A 16,015-nucleotide genomic window follows, 5' to 3' on the forward strand; every position below is an offset into this window, starting at 1 on the left:
CCATCGTCGTCTCCTTCTGAATACTCAGAACGAAACTCGCCGTTGGCTCAGTGCAACGGAACCGCAGAAATCAATGGGACGGGGACGGCGCATACGTTTTACAAGACTAACCCTTCAACGGACTTGCGCAACAGAGCCTCTTTAATCGATCGGCAAGCTGTTCGGCGAACGGATCAAGTTTGCTTTGCCGCTCTCGCGCCATAAAATGCGACTCAATCCTGCCTGCATTCAAATAATTTGTGATGGTATTGCGCGACATACCAATGCGTCGCGAGGAAAGGGAGTAGCTCACTATACTTCTGTCGACAGACCCATTACGGACCCGGTAATTTACGTCCAAACATGAATTCGTGTGGCAAAGCCGTGTAAACAGGGCGCACGCCCGGAACGACCGAGGTCAAACCATGAACCGAACTAAGATTATTGTGCTTTTCGCTTTCGTACTCGTCGCTGGGTGCAGTCATGGCGCAGGCGGGCGGACTTTGGTTGAAGGTGCCGGGCAGGATGAGCTTTTGAAGCTGCGTGGCGGCCCCGGACTTGGCTTTAGAGTAATTCTGGGCTTGCCGGACGGCACCGAAGTGATCCGCCGCGACTGTGTGACCGAGTTGGGCCAGCTCTGGTGTCGGGTCTCTTTGGCACAGGCACCGTCAGTCACCGGTTACGTTTCTGCCGACTATCTCTCGCCGCATTGACGTGTTGCGTCCATGCGGTTCGGATCTGCCGCTGATACATCGGGACCCCCGCGGCAGTCTGATGATTACGGATCAACGGTGGGCCCGCCAACTGACGCCTCCGAAAATCTATCCATTGTTTGTTTCGTTTGAACCGATTTTTTTCAATGATCGCGCCAAGATGCTCTGCGGCATTTCCCAAGTTGAATGCCGCAGGTTGTGTGCCATCGCCTCGGCCGTAATAGGATTGATTGCGCGCGAGCAGAGATGATTGCTGTGGCGCTCTTTCGGCGGCAGCACCGCAACCGGAGGGATCAAGAAAAGAAGGACCGCCAGAGATTCAACGAATCTTAATGTAGCGCGTGTCAAGCTGGCCCTGAGAATAGGGATGAAATTGATGCATGGCCTAATCAACCGGACGATTCAGTGTTTCGTGCGTGACACATATGGCCCACAGGTTTGGGATCGTATAGCGCATCGCACGGATAGCGGGGTTCTCAGCTTCGAGTCTATGTTGGTCTACGAAGACGACTTGACCAGCGTTTTCCTTGATGCATGCAGTGCCGAACTGGCAAAGCCTCGCGCCGGACTGTTGGAAGATATGGGGACATACCTTGTGTCCCACCCCAACAATGAATCCCTGCGACGGCTGTTGCGCTTCGGGGGCGGAGATTTCATCGAATTTCTGCATTCACTGGACGATCTTCCTGAAAGGGCGCGACTTGCCGTTTCTGACCTTGAACTGCCAGAGCTAGAGCTTCACGAATCCGGGTCGACCGAATTTCGGCTGATCTGTCGTTCTCGGATGCCGGGTTTTGGACATGTGCTGGTTGGTTTGCTCCGAACCTTGGCGGATGATTACGGCACGCTTGCCTGCCTCGATTTCGGAAAGGGAGATGGGACTGAAGAATTTGTAGAGATCACTCTCTTCGAGACTGAATATTCGGTCGGTCGCAGTTTCGATCTGGGCGCGCGTGTCAATCATACGGGCGGAGGCGATGTAGATGGCGTCTGACCGTATTCTTGATATTCTTTGTCCGATGCACCTGACCGTGGATGCGACCGGACAAATTCGACATGTCGGTCCAACTCTGGCGAAATTACGGATCGGGGACCCGCTTGTCGGGAAACGATTGCTGGACGTGTTTGATCTGCACCGCCCGCAAGGCGTCGGGATGATGTCGGATCTGTTGGCGATTGCCGGTCGCAAACTCCAGCTCCGGTTTCGAGAGCCGCCCCATACCAGTCTGAAGGCTGTGCTTGTCGCAGATGAAACGGGTGGCGCGATTCTGAATCTGTCATTCGGGATCTCGGTGGTGGATAGCGTTCGAGACTATCACCTGACCAATGCCGATTTCGCCCCGACGGATCTGACTGTTGAGATGCTGTATCTGGTCGAAGCCAAATCCGCCGCGATGCAGGCGTCGCGATTGCTCAACGAGCGTTTGCAAGGGGCAAGAATGGCTGCGGAAGAGCAGGCGTTTACGGATACCTTGACCGGGTTGAAAAACCGCCGCGCGATGGATCATGTGCTTTCGCGTCTGCTGGCCACCGATCAGGCCGTATCGGTGATGCATCTCGATCTGGACTATTTCAAGCAGGTCAATGATCAACACGGCCATGCCGCCGGCGATCATGTCCTGAAGCAAGTGGCGCAGCGCATGCTGGAAGTCACCCGTGAAAACGACACCGTGGTCAGATTCGGTGGGGATGAATTCTTGTTGATTTTTCCGCAACTTACTGATGCTGAAAAGTTATCCCAGCTTGCCCAACGCCTGATCGAACGTATCGAGAGGCCAGTCGCCTTTGCCGATAACATTTGCCGGGTTTCGGGAAGTGTCGGGATCGCAATGCATGACGGTCTGACGCCGAAAAGCGCTGAACAGATTATCACGGATGCCGATGATGCGCTCTATCGTTCTAAACGAAAAGGCCGGGCCTGCTATAGTTTTCATGGTCAGACCGGCCACGATAAACGAACGGCGTGAAAGGTCCGAACACGACTTTCGACGCGTCCGGCAGATCATTCATTGTTGAAGAGATATTTTTGACTTTGAGGGCTTGATACGGCTAAGCCTATTGCGTAAGTAGCGGCTCACGTTGGGGTGTAGCCAAGCGGTAAGGCATCGGTTTTTGGTACCGTGTATCGTAGGTTCGAATCCTACCACCCCAGCCAATGATACCAAAAAAACTCCATACTTCCCAATGGGATAGCCACTGATCAAGCGGCCAGCCTCCCGTCTACACATCACGGTGCTTCACAAACTGCTTCACATCGGCCCGGATGCAGGCCACGTGTCACCGGCAGAAAATGGGGTTTGCACTTGGTTCGCAGAAACCGGGTCTTCCACTTTCGCCGCCGCTGGCCGGAAGAAATCCGGCGTCATGGCGCGCCGACATTTCTGTCGGTTTCGCTCCGCACCCAAGTTCTCTCCGACGCGGTGAAGCGGTCTGTCGACCTGCTGTCCGCTATCGAGGCAGGAGAGAGACAGGTGCTGGCAGAACTTCAGGCGAGCCCGATCAGCGAGGCCCGGGTCCGGGCGATGTTGCGGGAGATCGTGCGACGGGCGGTGGCCGGAATGATCGCGCGACAGGAGAGCAACGCTCCGGCCGAGCAGTCCGATGCCTACCTCGATCGTGCTCGAGCAATCCTTCGACTTCCTGCACATGGTCTGGATGCTTCCCAAAGGGTGGGGAAAAAGCCACGGGCGCAACCGTCATGGCCAGGATGGCCGGAAGCTTTGCCCGCGCCAGGAAATCAGCGACGCCGACGCGAAGGACGCCGCGCTCTTGGAGGGAATCATGCGCCTCGACACGCTGTCGGTGCCGGACAAGCGCCGCAGGCTCGTGCAGGAGCTGGCACCACGACTGACAGATGGATACCTGTTCGTGCAGCGCGACATGCTCAATCGCATTTTCCGGGCAGCGCTCGGGCGCAGGCGTGTCGGGCGCGATGTCGACGAAGATGATCGCGTCGTTTCCTCCCATGCGCAGCTCAAAGGACGGATGCAGAATTGGCACAAGGCGCAAAAGACCAGCTGCGGTCTTCCGAAACGGGTGTCGCGCGCGAAACGGCTCATGTCCTGGTCGCTTGAGCATGTATCCCGCCTCTTGCGGTCGCCGATTTATCTGGGCAGTTCTTCGCAGAAGTTGCGCAGCCGCAAGGCGACCGCGCGCAAACGTTATATCATCAGGGACGCGATCTACTGGGTTCCGCTGATCATGATCACGATGGGCGTGCGCCCCGAGGAGATCCTCCAGGCCGCCGTGCCGGACGTCGTGCGGCGGGGCGGCATACTCTGCCTCTTCGTCGGAGACGAGGAGGACGCGGTGCTGAAGAACGAGCAATCCCGGCGCGTCCTGCCGATTCCGCAAATCCTTCTCGACCTCGGCTTCCGGGAATGGGTCGTTGCGAAAAGTCGGTCCGGGGAAACCTGGCTCTTTCCGGATATCCAACCGGATCGGCCTCACGGGCGACGGTCACAGATCTTCGGTGATCGCCTGCGGAACCTCTTCAAGACCCTCAAGCTGCAGGACCCGCGCGAAGATATCTACGCCATGCGGCGCACGCTGTCGTCAAAGCTCATGGGCCTGGGCATCGACACCGGCACGCGCCAGCGGATCCTCGGTCACCTTGAAGGCACGACGGTGGACAAGCACTACTCCGACCATGGCCTTCTGGAATTGAAGGACCTGCTGGATTCCGTCGACTACGGCATCGACGTCGGCCACGACAGAGGGTTCGCGTTCCCGATCATTGTCGGCACACGCACGGCCCTGCAGGCGGCACTGGATGTCGACGTGGCATTGAGCGATCAGCGGGAAGTTTCCGCCGTTCAGCTTCGCGATGCGGAAACCGACGAGATCGTATTCGAAGCCACGATCTCTGGCCGCAAGGCCCCGTCGACCTTCCCCTGGAATGAATGCGGCGCACTCGAAGAGAAGGACGTTGCGGCCCGGATCATTTCGCTTGTCGACGACATCCTGGTGCTTCGTGACCTGCATCTCGAGGCGGGAGCGACGCCGGAAGATATCCGACAGCTTCTCGCACATGCACGGACAGCGATCGAGGGCCTGCTGCACTGCGTGCGACAGATCGCGCAGGCATGGCGAGCACATCGAAGCCAAACAACCGAAATCGGGGCGAATTCTGTACCCTCGCTGCAAGTACGCGCCAAAGTCAGCTATGCATATTCTCCTTTCGCGGCGAACCATTCCACGACAGCTTGTGCCGCGTGGCTGCGTTTTGGTCCGCGCATCGCCAACATGTAAAAGTGTTGGTCGCCCAAAAGTGTCTCGGGAATTACCTGAACCAGATGACCTGCCGCAATGTCCCTTTGCGCGAGAAAGCTGCTGACAAGGGCTATGCCCTGACCCGAAAGTGCGGCGTCCATGGTGAGGGCGGTCTGGCTCAATCGTAGCCCATGGCCACCGCGATCATCCGCTTTCAATTCCCTGAGAAACGCAGGCCACAGATCATGCGCATCGTGCAGTTTCGGCAGATGTGACAGCGTTTCCCGGGAAAGCGGCAAGCCGTGCGGTGCGAGAAGCGAGGGGGCCGCCACGGCGATGATCTCTTGTCGGAACAGACGAACCGCATCCAGCGCAGCGCCGAAGGGTGGCTTGCCTTGGCGGATGGCCACATCGATCCCGTCGCCATGAAAGCTCGACACCTTTTCAGTGGCGAGGATTTGCAGGTCGATCTGTGGATGTGTCGCCGAAAAATCCGGTAGATTCGGGATGAGCCACTTGGCCGCGAAGGTCGGCGTGACGCTCACCAAGACCCTACCCGGTTCGGGGCGCAATGTCGCGGTGGCGGCGCGCAACTCTTCAAACGCCGTGACGACGCGCCCGTGGTAGCTTCGGCCCGATGATGTGAATGCCAGCCCTTTGGGCAAACGCTCGAACAGGGGTATCCCCAAATGTGCTTCGAGCTGTCGCACTTGCTGCGCAACTGCGCCTTGCGTCACGCCCATTTCGTCGGCCGCCGCACGAAAGTTCAGATGACGGCCTGCGGCGTCGAAAGCGCGTAAGGAATTGAGGGGCGGAATTTGGGTCATGTGGTGATAGTATTCCTGCTGTCAGACGACATCAATTCTTGCGCGCAATGATCGCCGAACTTCCTTAAATCCGGGAGGGAAGCAATGATGGAGAGTTCAATGCCAGGAGAAAAAGTAGCGCTCATAACCGCTGGTGGCAGTGGCATGGGCGCGGATGCAGCCCGCAGGTTGGCCGAAGACGGTTTTCAGGTCGGGATCTTGTCATCGTCCGGCAAGGGCGAGGCGCTTGGCAAGGAGTTGGGTGGCTTTGGCGTCACAGGATCGAACCGCTCGAACGACGATCTTGCCGCGCTGGTGCAGGGCGCGGCGGACCGCTGGGGCCGTGTCGATGTCCTGGTCAACTCGGCAGGGCACGGCCCCAAAGGCCCGATATTGGAAATCTCGGATGATGAGTGGCACGTTGGCATGGAAGTCTATCTGCTGAACGTTATTCGGCCCACGCGGCTGGTGACGCCTTTGATGCAGGCACAGGGTGGCGGCGTGATCATCAACATCTCGACCTTCGCGGCGTTTGAACCGGACCCGCTCTTTCCGACGTCTGGCGTGTTCCGCGCGGGCCTTGCCGCCTTCACCAAGCTTTATGCGGACAAGTACGCCCCCGATAATATTCGCGTGAACAACGTGCTTCCGGGCTTTATCGACAGCCTGCCCGAAACCGAGGACCGCCGCGCACGCATCCCGATGGGGCGCTATGGGAAGGCGGAGGAGGTGTCCTCGCTGATCTCATGGCTGGCGTCCGAGGGTGGTGGCTACATGACCGGCCAGAACCTGCGGATTGACGGGGGACTGAGCCGTGCTGTCTGATGTCGCGATGGCCGCACCCTCGAGCGGGCGGGCCGCCTTCACGGTGAAATGGGCCGCGTCAATCATACAAATCATGGGCTACACGGCGACGGCCTTTGGCTGGACACCTTGGAACTTGTACCTGTTCCTTGTAGGCGTTCTCGGATGGTTCGTGGTCGGTGTGTTTTGGAACGACAAGGCGATCATGCTGATCCATTTCGTCGCGCTCGGTGCCATGCTTGCGGGAATGAGTAGCAGCTGAAGGGCGAGCGAGATTTGATCCTCGAGAAGACAGTCTGGATCGTCAGCTACGGACCACCTGCGGCGCTACCTGACGCAGAACCGCGATCTTGGCATCAACCAAGTCGCTCTGAACCTGCGATTTAACGGCGCGGATATTGGAGATACCATGCATCGGCTGGCGGAGGATATCCTGCCGGACTTCCGAATCTGAGGAAAGCCCAATGTCCAAAACGATCCTGGTCACCGGCGCGACCGATGGCATCGGTCTGCTGACCGCAAAGACACTCGCGGAGGCAGGCCACACCGTCCTTCTGCACGGCCGCAGCGCCGACAAGCTGGAGGCCGCCGCAAAGGACGTGGGCGGCGCGCCCGAGACCTACCGCGCCGATCTCTCGCATCTGGACGAGGTCGAGGCGCTGGCCCGGGAGATCCGGGCCCGTCATGATCGGATCGATGTGCTGATCAACAACGCCGGCGTCTTCAAGACCGACGAGACCCGCACATCAGGGGGCCTCGACCTCCGCTTCGTGGTCAACACGCTTGCGCCTTACCTGATCACCCGGCATCTGCTGCCGATCCTCCCGAAGGATGGCCGCGTCGTGAACCTGTCGTCAGCGGCGCAAGCGCCCGTAGACGTGGACGCGATGCGCGGCAAGCGCGCGCTTGAGCACATGGAGGCCTACGCGCAAAGCAAGCTGGCCATCACCATCTGGACGCAGGAGCTGGCCCGCGCCAATCCCGATGGACCGGCCTTTATCGCCGTGAACCCCGGATCTCTGCTGGCCTCGAAGATGGTCAAGGAAGGCTTCGGCGTGGCTGGCAACGATCTGTCCATCGGCGCCGAGATCCTGCGCCGCGCCGCGCTGTCCGAGGACTTTGCCACGGCCTCCGGGCGCTATTACGACAATGACGCTGGCCAGTTCGCGCCCCCACATCAAGATGCGGCGGATCTGGCCAAAGTTGCTGAGATCGTCGAAGCGATGGAAGACATCATCTCGGCCAATTCGAAAGACCACGGTCATGACTGATCTGGAGATCATGAAGCGCGACGTGATTGCGTTTTACAAGATGATGTTCAATGATAGCCGCCCCCGTGAGGCAATCGAGCGATACGCGGGCGACGATTACATCCAGCACAATCCACACGTGGCAAGCGGACGACAGGGGTTCATCGATTACTTCGAGCGCATGGCCGCCGAATATCCAGGCAAGCGGGTCGAAGTGAAACGCGCCTTTGCTGAGGATTGTCACGTTATTCTGCATTGCCATCAAATCTGGCCGGGCGGATTGGAATATGCAGGGATCGACATCTTTCGGCTCGATGACACGGGCAAGATTGTGGAACACTGGGACGTTCTTCAGGAACTTCCCGAGACCAGCGTCCATGATAATGGCATGTTCTGAGCAAGCGACTCGACGTCTTGTCAGTGAGGAAGTCAGATTATGATCCGGCGAGATTTGGTGGAGAGAACAAAGATGACGAAAGTCGCGAAAACTGCCCGCGATATGATCGCGGGTATGACGCCTAAGCTTAAACCGGGTGCTTTCGTGTTCATCACGACGGGTAACCCTGCTCTCATCAAATCACTTTCATCCCAGGCGATATCGACCTTCAAGGAAGAGGAAGGGATGTCGCTGATCGTTCCTGTCGAAGTGGCTGAAGAAAAAGGCCTTGATGTGGAGCACCCGATGCGATGCATCACCCTGAACGTGTATGCGTCTCTGGAAGGTGTCGGGCTTACGGCCGCCGTGTCGACCGCACTTGGGGACGCTGGCATCCCCTGCAACATGGTCGCCGCGTACCACCATGACAACGTGTTCGTGCCGTCCGATAAGGTTCGAACGGCGATGGAAGTCCTGGCGCGCCTTCAGTCTCGAGCAAACTGATACGCGCAGACAATGTGATTTTCCGGCAGGGTTGATGACCGAGAGTTCTCCTGACTGAACCCGGGTCCAAGGGTTCTGCGATAGTTCGCTCGGCGCTGGAACAGGCGGCGGGAATGGGCATAAAATTGCTGATGGGCCGCTCTGTCCCGCCCAGATGATCCTTGTGCTCGTTGGAGACAATTCCAGGGACCAGCCCTTCCACAACCTTGGCCATGCTCCTCATGAGCGTCATGAACGACGCCCATGAAGGCCGTCGATCCCCTTCCTGTTGCCGTCATCCTGCGATCACGATCCCGATTTTTCCCATGTGCGACTTCTCGAGGAATGCTTCCTGCGCCGCGCGCAATTCGCGCAGCGGGTAGGTTTCAACGACCACGGGGTGGATCTCGCCTGCTTCGATACAGCTGACCAGATCAGTGAAGACGCGCGGGTCCTGTCGGGTACTGCCGATGAGCGCCAGGTCCTTGAGATAGAGTGTCCTCAGATCAAGTTCGACGATCGGGCCGGCGATCGCGCCCGAGGTCACGTAGCGCCCTCGGGGGACCAACGCATCGAGCAGTTCGGGCCAGCGCGGCCCGCCCACCAGGTCGAGCACGACATCGAAACCCTCTTTCTGAAATACGTCGTTGCGGTCCATTACCGCATCTGCGCCAAGCGCTTTCAGCCCGTCCATCTTGGCGGGGCTGGTGGACGCCGTGACATGCGCGCCGCGCCGCTTGGCGAGTTGCACGGCCGCCGAGCCGACGCCGCCCGATGCCCCGGTGATCAGCACACGCTCCGCGCCCAGTCCGGCGCGCTGGATCATGCCCTCGGCGGTTGAAAACGCGCATGGGAAGGAGGCGAGTTCGATGTCCGTGAGCGGGCTGTCGATCCGCAGCGCGTGTTCATCGGCAACGGTCGTGTATTCGGCAAAGCCGCCGTCGCGCTCCGATCCGAAGGTCACCAGTGCATCCGGGTCCGCGCCTGCGGGGCGATGCATGGGCCGCACCAGCACGCGCTGACCAATCCGCGCGGCGTCCACACCGTCACCGACCGCCACGATCTCATCGCAGCAATCCGCGCCTTGAATACGCGGGAAGTTTAGCGCACCGGACCAGGCTCCGTCGGCATCGGAGGCGCCTGCATAGCCCTCCGCGGCGGCCGAGCCGGTGTCGCCCCGCACGGCCTTCGAATACCAGCCTGTGCGGGTATTGACGTCGGTGTTGTTCACCGCCGATGCACCCACACGGATCAACACCTCACCTGCGCCCGGTCGAAACACCGGCACATCCTTGCGCCATTCGAGCTTGTCCAGCCCACCATGGCCCGTCAGGACAACGGCTTTCATCGTTTCAGGAAGTGTCATTGGCAAATGCTCCGATGTAGAATGATTGCTCTACTTGTGGAGGTAGAGAGATCATTCTACATCGTCAAGCATGAGTGATATGATGCGCAAGATATCCGAGGGGCTTGAACGCGCTTTCGCAAGCCGTGGCTTCGCCGAGCCCAGCGTCGAGGACTTGCGTGATGCCGCGGGCGTGAGCCTGCGCACGCTCTACAAATACACGCCGTCCCGGGCGGAAATGGTCTTGGCTGCACTGGAAAATCGGCATCAGCGCTATCTCACCCGTGTCTTCGACGACCTGCCAAGGGAGCCTGAAACGGCGCTCGACACGATCCTGTCCCGCGTCGGCAAGTGGATGGCGACCGAGACGTCACACGGCTGCCTTTTTCATGCAGCCGTGGCCGCCGACCCGGGCAGTCACCCTCTCCGCGCTCTTCTTGAGCGCCACAAGGCCGAGGTGGCGACACGGGCCGCAACGGCGACCGGGCTGGGAGGCTCTGACACCGCGCTTCTGGTAATCATCGAAGGCCTCACGCAGGCATGGCCTCTGCGCGGCGAGGCCGCGGTCGAAGCGGCAAAGCAGTTAGGTCATGCGCTGCGGTCGCCGGGAAGTTGACGGACGCAATCCCGAGTATTGCGGCTTGGTCTGCCTGACAGCCAAGGGCAAGATCAACATGCTGCAATTCGTCAGTGGCTGCTTCGGACAAGCTGCATTACAGCATCGAGTTGACTGGCTAAATTCCGGCTTGGGCCCTTCGCATCGACTCCGAAGACAACGATCGTTTTTCGTTGAAAAACTTGTGCTTGATCGAAGCATAAGTTGCTGATTCAACTCTTCTGTCCAGCGGGAGGGTTGACCAATGTTGGGCCGAGACAGGAAGCGCAGGCAGCACTTTTCTATGAGTTCTTCCTTGAGGACCACATCCCCCAGGATCCTCTTCTACGAGGAGCCACCTTCAGCAGCAGACTTGGGCACACGTATAGTGCACTGGACTGCCTTTTCTGGTCGTCGCCGGGAACCCGCACCGCAGGTCCCCGGCGAAAGGTCCAAAACTACGCACCTGACATCCCCTCCGTCTCGGTCCTGAGCCGCTTGGCTGCGGCCCCAGGTGCAGCGCCCCAGGTTGTGATCCAGCGGTAGAAAATCGGAGTCAGAAAAAGCGTGAAGACGGTCGCAAAGCCAAGGCCGCCGACGATCACCCAGCCAACGGCGATGCGTGCCTCTGCTCCCGCGCCAGACGTCAGGATCAGGGGCAAGCCGCCGAAAACAGTGGAGACCATCGTCATCATTACCGGGCGGATGCGCAGGCGGAGCGCGTTGCGGATGGCGGTGTCGATATCCTCGCCAGCCTCGCGCAGCTGGTTTGCGAATTCAACGATCAGAATGCCGTTTTTGGCCATCACGCCGATCAACATCACGAGGCCGATCTGGCTGTAGTAGTTCAGCGACCCGCCGGTGATCGAGATCGCCAAGAGTGCGGCGGCAAGGCCGAAGGGCACGGTCAGCATGATGACGACCGCGCTGGCGAAGCTTTCGAACTGGGCGGCAAGCACCAGCAGAACGACGATCAGCGCAACGCCGAAGATTGCGTACATGCCCCCTTGCGTGTCATCCAGCGTCGCGGCCTCGCCGGTGAGGGCGATGCCCATGCCCTCGGGCAGAACCTCGTCCGCGATTTCCAGCACCCGGTCCATCGCAGTCGACAGATCCACGCCTTCGCCGAGGTTGGCCTGCAACGCGACGGACAAGGCTCCGCCGAGCCGCTGGATCTGCGCATCGCTGACCACGGTTTCCAGCGAGGCCACGGTGGACAGCGGGATGTAGGCACCGCTGGGAAGGCGGATGGAGAGCGATGCGATGTCCGAGGGATCGTCGATCGGCGGGCCACCGGGGAGGACGTTGACGTCTACCTCCACATCATCGGAGAATACGCTGACCGCGACATTGCCCTGCACCATTGCCCGCACCAACTGCGTGACGTCGGAGCTGTTCAGCCCCATGTCGCTCGCGGCCGCGGTATCAACGGTGACTTCCAGCTGCGCATCGACGCTGTTGTTCGAGAGCTGCGGATTGAGGAAGGTGGCGTCCTGCGACATGGCCGCAACAAGGCTGTCGGCCGCCTCTGTCATATTGGCAAGGTTGGTGCCGGTGACGGCAAAGCCCAGCCCGCCGCCCGCCCCGCGGATGTTGAGGCTGTTGGTCGAGCGTGCGCTGACCTGCACGCCGGGCACCGAGGAGAGTTGCCCGCTGATCTGGGCGATGAGTTCCTGCTGGGTGAAGTCGCGCTCGGCCCAGTCCGGCAGGCGCACGACGATGAAGGCGCTGGTGCCGCCGCCGATGCCGATGATGCTTTGCACCGTCTCGATCTGGCCGCCTTGCAGGTAGGGTGCGAGGATCTCTTCGACCAGCAGGACCTGGGAATCCAGGTAGTCGACGGTGGTGTCCGACGCCCCGCGGGCCTGGACGAGGAAGAAGCCGCGGTCTTCCTCCGGCGTGATGGAGGAGGGCAACGTCGTCGCGGCCCCCATGGCGATCATGGCAAAGCCGATGGCGACGGAAAGCACGAGAAGCGGCGTGCGGATGGCGAAATCCATGACACGGTCGAAGGTGCGCGCAAGGACTCCGGGCGTGGAAACCGTGGCCTTGGCTTGCGACTTGCCCGGATCGAGCAGCGCCGCCAGCACCGGCGCCAGCGTCAGCGCCGTGATCGACGACAGCGTGACCGCGAAGGCCAGCACGAAGCCGAACTCCGAGAACACGCCGCCCGCCTGACCGGGCAGGAAGGAGATCGGGATGAACACCGCCGCCAGCGTGGCCGTTGTCGAGATCACGGCGAAGAACACCTCGTTGGTGCCGGCGGCGGCGGCGGCGAAGGCGCCCATGCCGGATTTGCGCTTGCGCATGATGTTCTCGATCACCACGATGGCATCGTCCACCACCATCCCGGTCGCCAGAACCAGCGCCAAGAGGCTGATGGTGTTGACCGAGAAGCCTGTCAGCCAGATCGCGGCCAGCGTGCCGATCAGGGCCACGGGGATGGTGACGGCGGGGATCAGCGTGGCGCGCGGCGAGCGCAGGAAGAGGAAGATCACCCCGATCACGATCACGGTGGCCATGAGGATCGACTTCACCACCTCGTTGATCGAGCCTTCGATGAAGATGCCATCATCGGAGGTGACCAGAAGCTGCACGCCCTCGGGTAATTGGCTGCGCAACTCGTCAACGGCTGCGCCCACGTCGCGGGAGATCTCCAGCGTGTTGCCCACGGATTGCCGCGTGATATCGAGGCTGACGGCGGTTTCGCCGTTCACGCGGGTGTAGACGCTCGACTCCTCCGGGATGAGCTGGACAAAGGCGACGTCCGCCACCTGGGTCGTGTCGTTGATCGGCAATTGGTTGATGGTCTCGACGGTGATTTCTTCGTTGCCGACACGCAGCGACAGGGTCTGTGATTGCGTGGACAGCGACCCCAGCGCTGTGTCGTCGCGCAACTGGGTCAAGGCGGCGGAGAGGTCGAAGACGGTCAACCCACGGCTCAGCAGGTTGGGCAGGTTTGCCGCCACGCGAAACTCGTTGGCGCGGTTGCCGCGTACGGTCACTTCGGCGATGCCGTCGATCAGCGACAGGCGCTCATGGACCGCGCCCTCGGCGATCTGGGTGAGTTGGTCGAAGCTTGCCTCGCCCAGCAGCGCAAGGCGGATGATCGCGTCGGCGTTGCTGTCGCTCTTGGTGACAGTCGGGTCGTCGATGTCGTCCGGGAGCGCGCGCAGGGTGCTCGACACGATCTCGCGCGCCTCGTTGGCGGCGACGTCGACATCGGTGCCGTCGGACAGATCGATGGTGATGCGGCTGGAGCCGGTGCTGGAGGTCGACTCGATGTAGGACATGCCTTCGAGCGCGCTCAGCGCGTCTTCCAGCACCTGCGTAACCTCGGAGTCCACTGTACTCGCCACCGCACCGTCGTAAGTCGTGCGGACCGAGAGGACCGGCTGGTCCACGTCGGGCATTTCGCGGATGTCGATGCTGGTGAGCGCCGCAAGACCGGCGATGACGATCAGCAGGTTCAGCACGATCCCGAAGATCGGCCGCGCCACGAAGGTATCGGCGAACCCGGCCTTGTGCGCCCGTTTTTCGAAGCTCATGCGCCCGGCCCCCGGCTGGCGTCCGCCGTGGTGACCTGCGCCCCGTCACGCAGCTTCGCCGCGCCCTCGGTCACGATCTGCGCGCCCACCTGCGCCTCGGTTTCGATCCAGACCTGATCGCCGTCACGGTAGCGGATGGTAACGGGCGCGCGGCTGGTGCGGCCTTCCTCGACAATCCAGATGCCCGCGCCGGAGCGGTCCCAGGTGATCGCTGTGGCGGGCACGACCGGCAGAGGCGCGGTCTCCTCGGTCATGCGGATCGCGAAAGTCATGCCCGAGAGCAGCAGCCCTTCCGCATTGTCGATCTCGGCCTCGACAGTGGCGCTGCGGGTGACGCTGTCGAGACGACTGTCGAAGGCGGTGACCTTGCCCTCAAAAACGCGCCCGGTGTAGGTCGGCGTCGTCACGAGAACCGGCTTGCCCTCGGTCAGCAGCCCGATGGAACGCTCCGGCACCTCGAAAGTCGCCAGCAAGGTCGAGGTGTCGTCGATGGTCACGATGGCGTCACCGCCCGACAGCTGGTCGCCCACATGCACATTGCTCAGTCCCAGCCGCCCGGAAATCGGTGCCACGATGGTGCGATTGTCCAGCACAACCTCGGCCAGCCCGACATTGGCCACGGCCAGACGCAGCGCAACCTCCGCCTCGGAGAGCGCCACATCCGTCACCACGGCGCTGCCGTTCTGGTGAAGCCCCTGGTAGCGGGTGACGGTGGCCTGCGCCTGATCGCGGTTGGCCTCGGCGATTTCCAGCGTCAGGCGCTCGGTGCGATCATCCAGCCGCAGCAGGACATTGCCCTTCTCGACCGCCTTGTTGGCTTGCAACGCGGTCTCGACAACCTCGCCCGCTTCGGTCGCCACCACTTCGGACCGGCGCAGAGACACGGCGCTGCCGACGGTGCGCAGCACCAGCGTATAGGCGTGCTCCTCCAGCGGTGCGAGCACGACGGTCGTCGACCGTGCCTGCCCGCGCACGCCGCCAGGACCGCCATCCGGGCCGCCGCGCGGCGCGGCGGCTGTTTCCTCGGCCGGGGCACCGCCCCAAAGCTGCGCGACTTGCACGGGAACGCCGAAGGCGATTGCATAGGCGCCGGTCAGGACGGCCAGCGAGAGGAGGACGATGATGAATCTCTTCAAGGTATTTCAAGCTCCTGATCCCGCATCGTCCCTCGGTGGGTGGCGGGAGGTATGTATTTTCGGTTGCGTCTGTCAGGCCATGTGGCTCAGCACGTCGTCACGCTTGATGAAGCGATGCCAGCCCAACACCATCACGATGTGTCCCAGCACCAGCGCCGCCAGCATCCACCCCATCCCGCCGTGCCAGCCGGCTGCGGCCTGCGTCCAGGCAATCGCCGTCTCACGCGCCGGGAAGATCGAGAGGCCAAGGTAGCTGAGCCCGCGGGTCCCGCCTGCGGCGGCCGGGATCTTGACGACAGGAACGATCATCATGAGCGCATAAAGCGCCGCATGTCCGGCAGTCGCCGCCCGCCCCACCAGGCCCGAATGCCGTGGCCTTCGACGGAGGTTCCAAAGCGCCCACGCGCCCCGCAACAGCACCAACAGGAACAGCGTCACCCCCAAATCGATGTGATAGCTCCACAACGTTTGCCGCAGGGCATTGTCGCGCGGCAGGGCCCAATGCGCGGCAGCAGACAGGAATTGCAGCGCGAACAGCGCGGCCATGCTCCAATGCAGCGCGCGGCTCACGGGGCCGAAGCGGTCTGGTCTGTCTGAGAGATTGTCCATGTTCATGTCCTGTCTGAGGGTCTCGTCTCGCCTGATACGAAACCTTTGGCGGGTTCCGTCGCAGTGCTCACGGCTTTGTCAACGAGGCAACGGCTTCCGACCGGGGAGCCGGTCAGGGAACACTCATGAGTGATCCCTACTGCTCGAACGAGAACTCCG

Annotated in this window: 15 protein-coding genes, 1 tRNA gene and 1 pseudogene; 12 read left to right on the top strand and 5 right to left on the bottom strand. The window is 61.1% G+C overall.

The genetic code is table 11. The features are described 5' to 3' along the window. Positions 1 to 404 precede the first annotated feature (404 nt). The 6 genes and pseudogenes from B8991_RS17260 (at position 405) to B8991_RS17280 (ending at position 4,943) form a co-directional block, all read left to right on the top strand. Positions 405 to 692: an SH3 domain-containing protein gene (locus tag B8991_RS17260; protein WP_084354179.1), complete on the top strand. Its 288-nt coding sequence runs from the start codon at positions 405 to 407 to the stop codon at positions 690 to 692. A 376-nt stretch (positions 693 to 1,068) separates the two neighbouring features. Continuing rightward, positions 1,069 to 1,686, top strand: a complete 618-nt coding sequence (locus B8991_RS17265; RefSeq protein ID WP_084354246.1) for a heme NO-binding domain-containing protein — start codon at positions 1,069 to 1,071, stop codon at positions 1,684 to 1,686. After that, complete coding sequence (locus tag B8991_RS17270) at positions 1,676 to 2,659, top strand: diguanylate cyclase domain-containing protein (RefSeq protein WP_084354180.1); 984 nt, start codon at positions 1,676 to 1,678, stop codon at positions 2,657 to 2,659. Before B8991_RS17265 ends, B8991_RS17270 begins: the two co-directional genes overlap by 11 nt. Positions 2,660 to 2,772: 113 nt before the next feature. Next, positions 2,773 to 2,847, top strand: a tRNA-Gln gene (locus B8991_RS17275). Between the two features lie 148 nt (positions 2,848 to 2,995). Then, positions 2,996 to 3,136 (top strand): annotated as a pseudogene (locus tag B8991_RS22350) (DUF6538 domain-containing protein); the annotation flags it as partial. Positions 3,137 to 3,293: 157 nt separating this feature from the next. Next, entirely contained in the window at positions 3,294 to 4,943 is a 1,650-nt protein-coding gene (locus B8991_RS17280; protein WP_084354181.1) for a site-specific integrase, read from the top strand. Here B8991_RS17280 and B8991_RS17285 read toward each other — a convergent pair. Further along, the gene (locus B8991_RS17285) at positions 4,856 to 5,731 is read right to left on the bottom strand and encodes a LysR substrate-binding domain-containing protein (protein WP_084354182.1); all 876 of its coding nucleotides are present in this window, start codon (positions 5,729 to 5,731) and stop codon (positions 4,856 to 4,858) included. The genes B8991_RS17280 and B8991_RS17285 overlap by 88 nt on opposite strands. A 99-nt stretch (positions 5,732 to 5,830) precedes the next feature. Here B8991_RS17285 and B8991_RS17290 point away from each other — a divergent pair, with 99 nt between their 5' ends. The 5 genes from B8991_RS17290 (at position 5,831) to B8991_RS17310 (ending at position 8,644) form a co-directional block, all read left to right on the top strand. Then, on the top strand, positions 5,831 to 6,535 hold the full coding sequence (locus tag B8991_RS17290; protein WP_084354183.1) for an SDR family oxidoreductase: 705 nt from the start codon (positions 5,831 to 5,833) through the stop codon (positions 6,533 to 6,535). A gap of 7 nt (positions 6,536 to 6,542) precedes the next feature. Then, positions 6,543 to 6,776 (top strand): DUF6552 family protein, encoded by a 234-nt coding sequence (locus B8991_RS17295; RefSeq protein WP_179141532.1) that lies wholly within the window; start codon positions 6,543 to 6,545, stop codon positions 6,774 to 6,776. Positions 6,777 to 6,978: 202 nt separating this feature from the next. Continuing rightward, positions 6,979 to 7,785, top strand: coding sequence for an SDR family NAD(P)-dependent oxidoreductase (locus B8991_RS17300; protein ID WP_084354185.1), 807 nt, complete (start codon positions 6,979 to 6,981; stop codon positions 7,783 to 7,785). Beyond that, positions 7,778 to 8,161 carry a nuclear transport factor 2 family protein gene (locus B8991_RS17305; protein WP_084354186.1) on the top strand — a complete coding sequence of 128 codons (384 nt, stop codon included), beginning with the start codon at positions 7,778 to 7,780 and terminating at the stop codon, positions 8,159 to 8,161. The genes B8991_RS17300 and B8991_RS17305 overlap by 8 nt, the downstream gene beginning before the upstream one ends. Before the next feature lie 72 nt (positions 8,162 to 8,233). After that, positions 8,234 to 8,644 (top strand): ACT domain-containing protein, encoded by a 411-nt coding sequence (locus B8991_RS17310; RefSeq protein ID WP_179141533.1) that lies wholly within the window; start codon positions 8,234 to 8,236, stop codon positions 8,642 to 8,644. 274 nt (positions 8,645 to 8,918) lie between these two features. On the opposite strand, the gene B8991_RS17315 is transcribed toward B8991_RS17310, so the two are convergent. Continuing rightward, positions 8,919 to 9,989, bottom strand: a complete 1,071-nt coding sequence (locus B8991_RS17315; RefSeq protein ID WP_084354188.1) for an alcohol dehydrogenase family protein — start codon at positions 9,987 to 9,989, stop codon at positions 8,919 to 8,921. A 70-nt stretch (positions 9,990 to 10,059) separates the two neighbouring features. On the opposite strand from B8991_RS17315, the gene B8991_RS17320 reads away from it, so the two are divergent. Beyond that, positions 10,060 to 10,584, top strand: a complete 525-nt coding sequence (locus B8991_RS17320) for a TetR/AcrR family transcriptional regulator (RefSeq protein ID WP_084354189.1) — start codon at positions 10,060 to 10,062, stop codon at positions 10,582 to 10,584. Positions 10,585 to 11,021: 437 nt separating this feature from the next. On the opposite strand, the gene B8991_RS17330 is transcribed toward B8991_RS17320, so the two are convergent. The 3 genes from B8991_RS17330 to B8991_RS17340 form a co-directional block, all read right to left on the bottom strand. Then, positions 11,022 to 14,111, bottom strand: a complete 3,090-nt coding sequence (locus B8991_RS17330) for an efflux RND transporter permease subunit (RefSeq protein WP_084354191.1) — start codon at positions 14,109 to 14,111, stop codon at positions 11,022 to 11,024. After that, positions 14,108 to 15,247, bottom strand: coding sequence for an efflux RND transporter periplasmic adaptor subunit (locus B8991_RS17335; protein WP_084354192.1), 1,140 nt, complete (start codon positions 15,245 to 15,247; stop codon positions 14,108 to 14,110). The genes B8991_RS17330 and B8991_RS17335 overlap by 4 nt, the downstream gene beginning before the upstream one ends. Before the next feature lie 72 nt (positions 15,248 to 15,319). Beyond that, positions 15,320 to 15,856, bottom strand: coding sequence for a cytochrome b (locus B8991_RS17340; RefSeq protein ID WP_084354248.1), 537 nt, complete (start codon positions 15,854 to 15,856; stop codon positions 15,320 to 15,322). Positions 15,857 to 16,015 lie beyond the last annotated feature (159 nt).

The sequence above is a fragment of the Primorskyibacter flagellatus genome (assembly GCF_900176485.1).
GTDB classification, from domain to species: domain Bacteria; phylum Pseudomonadota; class Alphaproteobacteria; order Rhodobacterales; family Rhodobacteraceae; genus Primorskyibacter; species Primorskyibacter flagellatus.

Bases quoted from the DNA above. Each gene is read 5' to 3' on its own strand.
- B8991_RS17260 (WP_084354179.1), top strand. From the start codon at position 405: ATGAACCGAACTAAGATTATTGTGCTTTTCGCTTTCGTACTCGTCGCT.
- B8991_RS17265 (WP_084354246.1), top strand. From the start codon at position 1,069: ATGCATGGCCTAATCAACCGGACGATTCAGTGTTTCGTGCGTGACACA.
- B8991_RS17270 (WP_084354180.1), top strand. From the start codon at position 1,676: ATGGCGTCTGACCGTATTCTTGATATTCTTTGTCCGATGCACCTGACC.
- B8991_RS17280 (WP_084354181.1), top strand. From the start codon at position 3,294: ATGCCTACCTCGATCGTGCTCGAGCAATCCTTCGACTTCCTGCACATG.
- B8991_RS17285 (WP_084354182.1), bottom strand. From the start codon at position 5,731: ATGACCCAAATTCCGCCCCTCAATTCCTTACGCGCTTTCGACGCCGCA.
- B8991_RS17290 (WP_084354183.1), top strand. From the start codon at position 5,831: ATGCCAGGAGAAAAAGTAGCGCTCATAACCGCTGGTGGCAGTGGCATG.
- B8991_RS17295 (WP_179141532.1), top strand. From the start codon at position 6,543: ATGGCCGCACCCTCGAGCGGGCGGGCCGCCTTCACGGTGAAATGGGCC.
- B8991_RS17300 (WP_084354185.1), top strand. From the start codon at position 6,979: ATGTCCAAAACGATCCTGGTCACCGGCGCGACCGATGGCATCGGTCTG.
- B8991_RS17305 (WP_084354186.1), top strand. From the start codon at position 7,778: ATGACTGATCTGGAGATCATGAAGCGCGACGTGATTGCGTTTTACAAG.
- B8991_RS17310 (WP_179141533.1), top strand. From the start codon at position 8,234: ATGACGAAAGTCGCGAAAACTGCCCGCGATATGATCGCGGGTATGACG.
- B8991_RS17315 (WP_084354188.1), bottom strand. From the start codon at position 9,989: ATGACACTTCCTGAAACGATGAAAGCCGTTGTCCTGACGGGCCATGGT.
- B8991_RS17320 (WP_084354189.1), top strand. From the start codon at position 10,060: ATGAGTGATATGATGCGCAAGATATCCGAGGGGCTTGAACGCGCTTTC.
- B8991_RS17330 (WP_084354191.1), bottom strand. From the start codon at position 14,111: ATGAGCTTCGAAAAACGGGCGCACAAGGCCGGGTTCGCCGATACCTTC.
- B8991_RS17340 (WP_084354248.1), bottom strand. From the start codon at position 15,856: ATGGACAATCTCTCAGACAGACCAGACCGCTTCGGCCCCGTGAGCCGC.